Here is a 12399-nt window from a genome sequence, read left to right on the forward strand (position 1 = left end):
GAATTTAGATTCTATCCCATAGTTTCTTTGATAATTCTCTTGATTTAGAGAATATTTTCTCCTCATCAATTCCCACTAATTCTCTATCCTTCATTAAAACCTTTCCATTTACAATTGTTGTTAATACAGCTTTCCCGCACATACCAAATACTATATGGCTGTTATAATTATCTTTAGTCATTGGCGTTAAGGGGTTATATTCAACAATAATTACATCACCATAAGCTCCTTCTTTAATTACTCCTAATGTATTGTTAAAGAATTTATTGGCAATCTTAGCATTGTTCTCAAAAATCATTTTTGGTGTTTCCACCCAAGCCACATTAGAATCACACAAGTTATGTTTTTGAATTATATTTTCAACCTTCATTGATTCAAACATGTCTGAAGTATATCCATCTGTACCTAGACCTACATTAATTCCTCTTTCAATCATATTTAATACAGGTGCACATCCTACAGCATTCCCCATATTAGATTCAGGATTATTAACAATATTGGTATTAGTAGCTTTTATTAAATCCAACTCTCTAGGATTTAAATGTATACTATGAACTGCTAGAGTCTTGCTTCCTAATATGTCAAAATCCATTAATCTTTCAGCTACTCTTTTTCCGCTTCTTCTTAATGAATCATATACATCATCTATTCCCTCTGCGGTATGTATATGATATCCAGAGTCTATGCCTTCCATTGCCTCTGCACATTTATATAGGCTTTCATCACTTAATGTAAAGGATGCATGCATTCCAAACATTCCTTTAATCATATCGTCATCTTGGTTGTTTGCATGTTTTATAAAATCTATATTTTCTTTTATACCTTTATTTAAAATTTCTTCACCATCTCTATCAGAAGTTTCATAACACAAACAAGCTCTTATACCTAGCTCTTTTGCCACATCTCCTAATTCAAATACACTTCCCTCTAAGTGCATTGGACTTGCATGATGATCAAAAACTGTAGTAACTCCATATTTAATACAATCTATTAAAGTTGTATATCCACTATATCTTGTATCTTCAATTGTTAACTCCTTATCTAATCTCCACCATAAATTTTCTAATATATCTATAAATCCCTTTGCAGGAGGATTATTTAGATTCATCCCCCTAGCAAAAGCACTATATATATGATGATGGGTATTGATAATGCCTGGCATTATTACATTTCCTTTTGCATCTATAAACTCTTCATTTGAATATTTATCCTTTAAATCCTTTGTCTTTCCTACTTCTTTAATAATGTTTCCATCAATGTAGATACATCCATCTTCTAAATAGGAATTCTTCTTATCATGGGTTATCAATCTACCATTACCTATTAACATCTCTCTCTACCTACCTTTATTTTGTTACCACCATACCAGCTTTAATTTTGTTGTATACACCTTCTTCTATTACAACTTCACCATTTATGATTACATAATCTATTCCTTCTGGATATTGATTTGGGTCAACATAAGTTCCCTTATCACATACTTTATCTAAATCAAAGATTACTATATCTGCAAAGTTTCCCTTAGCCAATTCTCCTCTTTCTTTAATTCCAAATGCATCAGCTGCTTTCTTTGACATTTTATAGATAGCCTCTTCTACAGATAAAATATTTTTTTCTCTTACATACCTTCCTAATATTCTTGGGAATGATCCATACGCTCTAGGATGTGGTTTCCCTGATAATAAACCATCTGTACATACATTTTGTTCTTTTCTACATAGGAATTTTATTACATGTTCTTCTAATCCATAGAAATCTACCATTCCTACAGCATTTTCTTCCTCGTATAATAAGTCAAAAGTTGCATTTAAAGGATCTTTACCTTTGATTTTTCCGATTTCCTCTAAGCTTTTACCTACAAGATCTTTATTCTTCTCAGTTTTTACACTTGTTACAAAAATTTGATCTACGCCTGCAAAATCTACAAAGTTATCCCAGCCTGGTATACCATGTTCCATATCATAAATCATTTTATCCCTTAGTTCTTTTGATTGTAGCCTCTTCATAAGCTCATCAGTGCCTCCGTCATGAGCCCAAGGTGGTAAAATTACTCCAAGCATTGTACTACCAGCAGCATATGGATATTGATCAAATGATACTCTAATACCTTCTTCTTCAGCCTCTTCTAGTAATTTCTCCATTTCATCAATATACTTCCAATTGTTCTTTCCACATACCTTGAAGTGTGAAAAATGCACCTTTACTCCAGACTTCTTACCAATTTCTATAACTTCCTTCATAGAATCTACAATTGTATCTGCCTCACTTCTTTGATGTACAACAAAGACACCATCATATTCAGCAACTACCTTACACATTTCTATAATTTCATTAGTTCTACCATAGGCGCAAGGAATATATATTAAACCTGTAGACAGTCCAAAGGCTCCTGCTTCCATCTCTCTTCTTGTTATTTCACACATCTTAGAGATTTCTTCATCTGTAGCAGGTCTATTGCCTAACCCCATAGCTTCCATTCTTACATTTCCATGAGGAACTAAATAACACTCATTAAGCCCAACTCCATTATCTTTCATCATCTTTAGATAATTTTTTGTTGTTTCATATTCCCAATCAATTTCGTCTGTATCTCCATCAAGACCAGCTATATTTTTTCTCCAAGGACTTATAAATTCAGTAGGTAATGGAGCCATTGATATACCATCTTGTCCTAAAACCTCAGTTGTAATCCCCTGTCTTATTTTTATTTCATTATAAGGATTTACTAAAATCATTAAATCTGAATGACTATGAGTATCTATAAAACCTGGAGATACTACTCTACCTTTTGCATCTATTATCTTGTCAGCATTTTCACTAACTTTCCCTATTTCTTTTATTCTACTGTCTTCAATTAACAAATCGCCTTTAAATGGTTTCTTTCCTGTTCCATTAACGATAATTCCATTTTTAATTAGAACTTTCAACACCCATCACCCTCTTAAATTACTTTTTATAAACAGACTTTAAGATTTCATAATATCCTTCAGCTCCTGTATATAATTGTTCTAATTCTATATACTCATCAATAGTATGAGCTAAATTTTCTTTAGAAGGTCCAAACCCTATTGTCTTTATACCTTTTTCTCCTGCATAGTGAGAACCATTAGTACAGAAAGAGTATTGAGTTATCTCAGGATTAATTCCAGCATTCTTTAATCCCTTATATGCTGCTTGTACGAATTCATCTTCCTCATCATATAACCATGCTGGGAAGAATCTTTCTCCTTCTATTACCTCACCTGTATAACAAGTTTCATTTCCTCTTGCATATGAAACCTTAACATTTAACTCTACATCTTCTTTTCTTAACTCTTCTAAAATCTTTTCTATTGGAGCTAATACAGATTCCTTAGTTTCACCCACTAATAATCTTCTGTCAAAAGTTGCTTTACAGTAATCAGGTACAACTGAAGCTCCTGGATATGGGGATGACTTAATATCTGTTAATACTAAAATTCCCTTTCCAAGTACAGGATGTACAGGAGTTTCTACTCCTTGAATTTTTTCAATAACCTTTGACATCTTGTAAACTGCATTTACACCTTTTTCTGGATTAGCTGAGTGAGCTGGTTTTCCAAAAGTTTCTATAACAATTTCTGCTCTTCCTCTTTGTCCTATTTTTAAGTTCATTTCTGATGATTCACCAATTATTACATAATCAGGTTTTACAAATGAGCTAATGCTTCTTGATGCTACACCTTCAAATAATTCCTCATGAACAACACCCGCTACATAAATATCTCCTTCAAAGTCCTTCTTAACATCTTCTGCAAAATAAGCTGCAGCAGAAATCATAGCTGAAGTTTGTCCCTTCATATCAGAAGTTCCTCTACCATAAATTTTTCCATCAACTACTTCTGCCCCAAAAGGTGAATATGTCCATTTAGAATCATCAGGAACTGGAACTGTATCAATATGTCCATCAAATAAAAGTTTCTTACCTGGCTTACTTCCTTTGATATGGCCAATTACATTACCATATGCATCAACATAAACATCATCATATCCTAAGTTTTTTAAAGCTTTCTTAATAACTCCTACTACTTGTCCTTCTTCACCTGATATCGATTGATTTTGAACCATTTCTCTACATAAATTAACTAACTCTTCTTTTCTTTTTTCACTTAACATACCCTTATCTCCTTATATATTAATAATTTCCTTCCCAAACAATTTCCCTATATTTCTCAGGATCTGTATCCCCTTCTGTACTGAAAAGTAATATCTTTGAATCCTCATTTAATTCTAATTTTTCTCTTAATTCTTTATAATCATCATTTTTCATAATTTCATATATTAAGCCTGTTGTAACAGCACCTGATTCTCCCGATACTACTCTCTTATCCTCTTTTAAAGGATTACCTAGTATTCTCATACCCTTAGCTGCTACCCAGTCAGGACAAGATACAAATACCTTTGAACAACTTTTTAATACTTCCCATCCAATTATGTTAGGCTCACCACATGCTAGTCCAGCCATAATAGTTTGCATATCTCCACCAACAACTCTTGGTTCACCATCATTTGCAACTGCTGATTTGTATAAACAATCTGCCTTATTTGCTTCTACTATTACAGTCTTAGGACAATCTTCTCCAAAAACAGAAGCAAAGAATCCTTGGATTCCACCAGCTAAAGAACCAACACCTGCTTGAATAAATATATGAGTAGGTCTTTCAACCTTATATTCTTTAAGCTGATTGTAAGCTTCAAGCCCCATTGTTCCATAACCTTGCATTATCCACGCTGGAATATCCTCATATCCTTCCCAAGCAGTATCTTGAATTACTACTCCATTATGCTCCTTAGCATATTTATCTGCTAATCTAACAGCATCATCATAATTCATGTCTGTTATACTTGCCTCTGCTCCCTCTTTTCTAATATTCTCTAATCTTATTAAAGAAGATCCCTTAGGCATATACACTACAGACTTTTGTTTTAATTGATTAGCTGTCCATGCAACTCCTCTTCCATGGTTTCCATCAGTAGCTGTTACAAAAGTAATTTCTCCTAAAGCTTCTCTCACTTCTTTAGAAATCATTTTTTCATAAGGTAATTCACTAATATCCTTTCCCAACTTTTCAGCTAGATATTTAGCCATAGCAAAGGATCCACCTAATACCTTAAATGCATTTAATCCAAATCTGTAGGATTCATCTTTAATAAATATTCCACCTAGTCCTAAATAGTCTGCTAAATTATCCAAACTTACTAAAGGTGTCTCTGAGTATTGAGGAAAACTACTATGAAAGTTTTTTGCTTTAGATACTTCCTCAATACTTAAAAAATCTAATAAATCATCCTTATTTACTTTAGGTAATGTATTTTCTTTCCATTTAATATTCTCAATCATTTTCATCCCTCCTATGCTTATTCTTAAAGCAAATTTCATGCCAGTTTTTTCTTTATTTTTTCATTGGAAAAATACACTTTAATCTCATTTTGCCCTTTATAAAAGCTATTTTTTCATTAAATTTATATATAAAAAACAAGCGATTATCATTTTGAGAATTAATTCTCAAAATGATAATCGCTTAAAACATTCTATATTTCTAATTCAATAATATTATTTATACTTTTTCTCAAAATGATAATTATTTCATATCATCTAACTTTCTATAAAGTGTAGCTAGTCCAATACCTAATTTTTTTGCTGCTTTTTTCTTTCCTTCTGTATCGTAACCATATTCCCCTAAGACCTTAGTTATATACTCCTTTTCAATATCCTTTAATGTTCTTATTTCATTATTATCTAAGAAACTAAATTTATTTTTATCCTTTTCTTCTTGATATGCATCAACAAAGGATTTAGGTAGCATACTTATCTTCACTATTCCACTTTCATTAGAAAGACTTACCATAAACTCAACAACATTTTCTAATTCACGTATATTTCCTGGCCAACTATATTTATGCATCATATTTCTTACGTCATCATCAATTGTATGAACATATTTATTATAAATTTGATTATATTTATTTAATAATCCCTTTGTAATAATATCTATATCATCTTCTCTATCTCTAAGGGGAGGTACCTCTATAGGAATTACATTAAGCCTATAATATAAATCTTCTCTGAACTTTCCTTCCTTTACAAGTTCTTTTAGATTTTTATTAGTTGCAGCTATAACTCTTATATCCAAGTGTTGTAATTGGTTTGACCCAATTCTAACAACTACTCTTTCTTGCAATACCCTCAATAATTTTACTTGCAGATATAAAGGCATATCTCCTATTTCATCTAAAAATATTACACCCTTATTTGCTAACTCAAACTTACCTATTCTTCCACTAGAACTTGCCCCAGAAAAAGCACCTTTAACATATCCAAATAATTCACTTTCAAGAAGAGTTTCAGGAATTGCTCCACAGTTAATTGCTATAAATGGCTTATTTTTTCTATCGCTTTCTGAATGAATAGCTCTTGCTACTAATTCTTTCCCTGTTCCACTTTCTCCAGTTATTAATACAGTAGATTTTGAATCTGCTATTCTTTTAACTTTATTTTTTAATGACTTTATTGCTTTTGACTCTCCTATAATTGACTTCGTATTTGTTTTATTATCCCCTAAAGAAATATTTAATGCATCCTCTTGTAACTTATGTAGCTTATTAAATATCAGTATCTTATCACATTCATCTATTCCAACTACATTTGGAATAAGCTTGCCAACAACATTAAATTCTTTTTCTTCAATTGTTATTTTAAAAGTTCTATTTCCGTGATAATACTCCTCTACCTCGGTAATTTCTATATTTTTACCTATTACACTTGGGCTCAGTTTTAGTTCTTTTAATCCACAGTAATTAATATTTTGTATTGTACCATCTCTCTTTATGGGGATTACGCCATTATCAACAGAATCCAATATTTGTTTTAAGAAATTTAGATTCAAACGATTTAACTCAACTTCATTCTCTTCAATTATTTTTGCTGAAATTAATTCCCCAATTTGCTCTAAGAATGATACCATATTAGTTAAATTACCTTCTAGTCTCTTCTTTTGATCATAGCTACTACAAATTAATCCAATAATTCCAAAGGTCTCATCTTTATATTTTATGGGAACACATATCTCCATCTCTTCTATACAATTTCCGCATTGCTCACAGTTTTTACATAATTCATTTTCTCCCGGATTTTTAATAATTTGAATTTCTCCTGTAGCTAATGCATGCTTATATACATATCCAACCCTATCTATACTCTCATTAAGTTTATTACTATATAATCCAGTTCCAGCTATTCTAATTAAATTCTCATCAACTATCTCAACATCGATATTTACAATACTTGAAATAACTTTTGCATATCTATTAACAACTTTACTTATATCTTTAAGACGTAACTTAATCATTGTGTCCTCCCATATGTACTTCTCTCCATCTTTATACCTCAATACCATAATTTATTCTTAAGTTCTTATATTCTTTTATTTATATATTTTTAAAAATAAAAGATCAGAAGTTTTTCTCCTGATTTTTATTATACTTTATCTTGCATTAATCTTCCATAAAAGACTATTCTTTGTTATTCAAGTTCCCTATTTAATTTTTATATAAGTATAATACTCATTCCTTACTATTCATAAAAGTTCCCTAAACGTGAAAAAAGATTTTGCTTTTTGCAAAACCTTTTTACTTTAATATTCTATAAACTATTCTTTTACCCTTCCGTATCTCTTCCATCACTTGTATTAACTGGAATTGACTCTCCTAAAAATTTAGGTTCAGGCTTAAATACATTTACAAACAAGAAATCCTTTAATTGTGCAATCCTCTCTCTCTTCTTATAAGCATCCATATAGTAGTATTCTCTCTTATCAGAAGTATATCCATAAGCATCTATGCCAAGCTTCTCTGCTAAGTATAAAGCTCTAGGTAGATGATATTCATTAGTCACTATTAAGGCACTTTCAACCTTGAAAATATCTTTAGCCCTATAAATACTATCATAAGTTGAAAAACCTGCATGGTCTAAAAAAATATCCTTCTCCTTTATATCTGAATTCTTTAAAATATAATCCTTCATAGTTCCAACTTCATTATATCCTTCTCTTCCATGATCCCCTGAAAGAAGTAGTTTTCCTTCTACTCCCATATTTAAAATATCTAATGATGTTGATAACCTATCAGTTAAAATATCTGAAGGGGTACCATCTTCTCTAACCCCTGCTCCAAGAACTATAATGGCATCAACTTTTTTTGGAAGAGTATCCTTTATAACTATTCTCTTCTCACCTTTTGCTTGTACATCATTTATTATTACTAAGGCTCCACAAAGAACAATTACCAATATGCATATAAATGTAACCATCATTTTTTTCAGAACCTTTATATATTTTTTTCCCTCCATATAATTTACCCCCCGAACTACTCTTTTGTTACATTATATCCTATAATTTTCTATTAACAATTACGAATTAGTTAAGATATTTTTGAAACAATAATACTATAAATACAATAATAGGAGGATTATTATATGGATAACAAAGAAATACTAGACACCTTAAATTTTAGACACGCTTGCAAGGAATTTGACCCTTCAAAGAAAATAAGTGAAAATGAGCTTAATCTTATATTAGAAAGTGCACGTCTTTCTCCTAGCTCTATGGGAATTGAACCATGGAAGTTTTTAATAATAGAAAATGAAGACTTAAAAAAGGAACTTGCCTCTGTTTCCTGGGGTGGACAAAAGCAAATCCCATCCTGTAGCCATTTAGTTATTGCTCTAAGTAGAACTCCTAACCAAATTAAATATAATTCAGATTTCATAAACTATATTTTAAAGGATGTTCATCATATGCCAAATGAAGTTTCTGAAAAATATAAGGAAATAATGAAGGGCTTTGAAGAAAGTAAGCTTAAGACAGAAGAGGACCTTCTTGACTATTCAACAAAGCAAACATATATAGCTTGTGCAAATATGATGACTATTGCTGCTTTTGAAAAAATAGATTCCTGTCCTATTGGTGGATTCGATTTAGAGTCTGTAAACAAAATTTTAGTAGAGAGAAACTTACTTGATAAAGATAAATTTTATGTTACTTTAATGATTGCTTTAGGCTACAGAAAAAATCCTCAGCCTATAAAAACACGTCAACCCTTCCAAGATATTTTTGTACTTGTAAAATAAAAAAGGTGGGGGGGATATTTATTTTGCTCGTTCCGTCGCAAGCTCCAAGTCACATCAAAACAAATATCCCCCCCACGCGTACTAAAGGTATTAAAAATATTTAAAAAAGGAGCTATGACATTATCAGAAAAAATAGCCATAGCTCCTTTTATATATTCCACTGAAAGTTATTGTATATCTAAAAATAAATTATTTCTAATTAGAATTCATTCAAGCATAATCCACTAAACACCTGATTTTTACTATAACTTCTTAAGTTCTTAAGTTCTTAAGAACTTATCTTTTTACATTTTTAATTAATTCCTTCTTCCTTAAGTTGCTTCTTTTCAAATATCTTAAAGAATGGATAGTATATTACCATTGATATTGGTATTAATAAGAATACGAAAACTACATTTCTCCAATCTAATGAGCTTAAATAAGCTTGTGCAAAGAAAGGAGTAAATGATGGGTCAACTATGTATCCTGGTGTAATTAACCCTATACTTTGAACAAAATATGTAAGTGATACTGATACTATAGGTGTAATTAAAAAGGGAATTGCAAGTATTGGATTAAACACAATTGGGCCACCAAATATTACTGGTTCATTTATTCCGCACATTCCAGGTACTATTGATAATCTTCCCAATGTCTTTAAATGAGTTGATCTACTCTTCATCATAAGAATAATTAATCCTATTGTATTACCTGCTCCACCCATGATAGCTATTCTAAACATTTGTAAGTTCATAAGGTTTGTTGGTGCTTGTCCTGCTGATACTAATTCTGCATTTAGTCCACTGTTAGCTATACCTAATGAAAATACTATAGGGAATATAATTGAAGTTCCGTTAACTCCAAATAGCCATAACAAGTTAGAAAAAGTTATTAGGAAAATGAATCCCCATAAATTATCTACTACAGATAAAGCTGGTGTTAAAATACTCATTATAGCATCTGGTAAATTCTTATCTAAACTTGCTACTAATATAATATTTAACCCATAAAGGATTGCTATATTAGCTACTACAGGTAATATTGAATTAATAAATGATGTTACAGCTGATGGTACTGAATCTGGTAACTTAAACTCAAGTCCCTTAACCTTTAGGAATCTTGATATTTCAACAGATAGTACAGATATAATAATTGCTACAAATAATCCATCTGCTCCTAGATATTGAGTAGAAATGCCCCCTTCTACAGCTGGTGCACAAATCATTAAAAATACTGATAATGATATTAATCCTGAAATAGAAGCTTTCATTTTATATTCATTAGCTAATGAGTATGCAATTGAGAATGCACTCATAAGTCCAAACATACCCATTGTCATATTAAATGGTGCTGTTAATATAGCATAATTTTCAACAGCGAATTCTTTCCAAGATAATAATCCCTTAACAAAGAAATTTGCAGTATCTGCATTAACTAAATCTGGATTTATAGGTGGGTTTGCTATAACTAAAAATAATGCTCCCACAACAATTAATGCTAAAGGCATCATCATACCAGCAGATATTGCCTTTAAGTGTCTTTGATTTCCTAACTTACTTCCTATTGGTGATAAAACTCTATCTAATTTATCTAAAAACTTATTTCCTTCCATAGCCCACTTCCTCCTACCATGCTATTTTAGTACTGCCATCCATTGAACTTAAATGCTGATTCAACTGCTTCTTCTGGCTTATATGTTTCTAATATCTTTCCATAACGTTCTTTGTAATCATTGTCTACTTCCATTTGAGGTATAACCTTACTTGCTTCATTTAAGAAATGGAATGAGTCTCTTCCCATTTCAGCTCCTCTTACTGTATGCTTATCTAATGCATAGTCAGGTATTTCTGGAACCTCACCCATAGCAAATCCTTTAATTACAATGTTCTTAAGAAGATCACTTGATCTATCCTTTTCACATGCACAAAGATATCTTATAGCATGAATAAAGTATATTGGTCTATCTCCATCTGCATAATCAAATTGTAATCTCATTTGGTTAAGATTATTTACTAATATAGCTGCATTAGGATCTCCCATACCAATATCTTCAACAGTTATTGTTAATAGTCTTCTCCATAGCTTATCTTCCATTTGAGGTGATGTAATATACATTTCATATGCAAACTTACATGCTTCCTCAACTAGTCCCCTTCTAATAGACTTTTGTAGAGCCGATATAACTTCATCTCCATTTAGTCCATTACGAGTTTTTGTTCTTGCCCATGGGTCTTGAGTAAATTTGTTGCTCATAGTACATTCTCCTTTGTTAATTTTTTATTTTAATTATTAATTAGCTTATTGTATAATACCTTAGAGGTGATTTAATGAATATTGAACTTTTATCTCATAAACACAACTTAGATACATTGGAAAGAAAATTACTTCAGTATCTTTATGATAATATTGATGAAATAAAATCTATAGGTATAAGAAAACTTGCATCAGATAACTATACCTCAACATCTATGGTATATAAATTAGTTAAAAAACTAGGTTTTGAAGGTTATTCTGATATGATTCATTACATATCCTACACTTATAATAAAAGTGAAAATAATAACGAAAATACATATTCAAAGCTTTATGATACTGTAAAACCTTATAAGAAAGATTTTAATTCAATTCTTTCTGAATATAAGAATAAACAAATTGTTATAACTGGCATGGGTTTTTCAGATATAATATCAAATTTTATTAGTGAAGCTTTATTTCTAAAAGGATACAGCTGTGCACATACACTACATCTTCAGCTACTTTCGCCAGAAAACAAGGATAATCTATTAATAATAGCTATATCACGTTCTGGAAAAACCTCTAGGCTAGTAGAGCTAGTTGAAGAAGCTAATAATCATGGATTTAAAATTATTTCCTTTACAGCTAATAAAAATTCTAAATTAGCTAAAGCCTCTACCTTATCTGTTCCAATTGGAAGTTATGATAGCTTTAAAAGTATTTCAGAAGAATTCAACACATTTTTCGGTGAATTACTTCTTATTTTCGAATATCTTACAAATTAGCTATACAATTAACTTAATTTGTCTACACTATTTAAAATTATTATAATAACTTTTTTCTATATATTCATTAATTTATATACTTTAAAAACATGTTTCGAAATTAATAACATTTTCCCTTAAGAATGTACGTGCTTTGCATACTTTCCTAGACATCAAAAAAAGGGGCTGTCGCACTAAATAATTAGTGCGTAGCTCTTTTTTTGTAAAAAAAATAAATCCCAAACTCTACGAGTTTAGGATTTATGATAAAATATT

Annotated in this window: 10 protein-coding genes; 2 read left to right on the plus strand and 8 right to left on the minus strand. The window is 30.8% G+C overall.

Going from position 1 to position 12399, the window contains the following annotated elements; translation table 11 throughout:
* Window positions 1-4: 4 nt before the first annotated feature.
* The 6 genes from ssnA to KIB46_RS04250 form a co-directional block, all read right to left on the minus strand.
* Window positions 5-1330, minus strand: coding sequence for a putative aminohydrolase SsnA (gene ssnA, locus KIB46_RS04225; RefSeq protein ID WP_291670956.1), 1326 nt, complete (start codon window positions 1328-1330; stop codon window positions 5-7).
* 16 nt (window positions 1331-1346) lie between these two features.
* Complete coding sequence (locus tag KIB46_RS04230; RefSeq protein WP_363290156.1) at window positions 1347-2930, minus strand: D-aminoacylase; 1584 nt, start codon at window positions 2928-2930, stop codon at window positions 1347-1349.
* Between the two features lie 16 nt (window positions 2931-2946).
* Entirely contained in the window at window positions 2947-4134 is a 1188-nt protein-coding gene (locus KIB46_RS04235; RefSeq protein WP_291670957.1) for a YgeY family selenium metabolism-linked hydrolase, read from the minus strand.
* 19 nt (window positions 4135-4153) lie between these two features.
* The gene (gene dpaL, locus KIB46_RS04240) at window positions 4154-5359 is read right to left on the minus strand and encodes a diaminopropionate ammonia-lyase (protein WP_291670958.1); all 1206 of its coding nucleotides are present in this window, start codon (window positions 5357-5359) and stop codon (window positions 4154-4156) included.
* Between the two features lie 241 nt (window positions 5360-5600).
* Window positions 5601-7367: a sigma 54-interacting transcriptional regulator gene (locus tag KIB46_RS04245; protein ID WP_291670959.1), complete on the minus strand. Its 1767-nt coding sequence runs from the start codon at window positions 7365-7367 to the stop codon at window positions 5601-5603.
* A 308-nt stretch (window positions 7368-7675) separates the two neighbouring features.
* Window positions 7676-8365, minus strand: coding sequence for an ElyC/SanA/YdcF family protein (locus KIB46_RS04250; RefSeq protein WP_291670960.1), 690 nt, complete (start codon window positions 8363-8365; stop codon window positions 7676-7678).
* A 126-nt stretch (window positions 8366-8491) separates the two neighbouring features.
* On the opposite strand from KIB46_RS04250, the gene KIB46_RS04255 reads away from it, so the two are divergent.
* The gene (locus tag KIB46_RS04255; protein WP_291670961.1) at window positions 8492-9145 is read left to right on the plus strand and encodes an NAD(P)H-dependent oxidoreductase; all 654 of its coding nucleotides are present in this window, start codon (window positions 8492-8494) and stop codon (window positions 9143-9145) included.
* Between the two features lie 292 nt (window positions 9146-9437).
* On the opposite strand, the gene KIB46_RS04260 is transcribed toward KIB46_RS04255, so the two are convergent.
* Together KIB46_RS04260 and KIB46_RS04265 are read right to left on the minus strand one after the other, a co-directional pair.
* On the minus strand, window positions 9438-10736 hold the full coding sequence (locus tag KIB46_RS04260) for a PTS transporter subunit EIIC (protein ID WP_291670962.1): 1299 nt from the start codon (window positions 10734-10736) through the stop codon (window positions 9438-9440).
* 26 nt (window positions 10737-10762) lie between these two features.
* Window positions 10763-11377, minus strand: a complete 615-nt coding sequence (locus KIB46_RS04265) for a hypothetical protein (RefSeq protein ID WP_027099650.1) — start codon at window positions 11375-11377, stop codon at window positions 10763-10765.
* Window positions 11378-11451: 74 nt separating this feature from the next.
* On the opposite strand from KIB46_RS04265, the gene KIB46_RS04270 reads away from it, so the two are divergent.
* Window positions 11452-12144, plus strand: coding sequence for a MurR/RpiR family transcriptional regulator (locus tag KIB46_RS04270; RefSeq protein WP_156560498.1), 693 nt, complete (start codon window positions 11452-11454; stop codon window positions 12142-12144).
* Window positions 12145-12399: the final 255 nt, after the last annotated feature.

It is taken from the genome of Clostridium sp., assembly GCF_018372875.1.
GTDB lineage: Bacteria > Bacillota > Clostridia > Clostridiales > Clostridiaceae > Clostridium.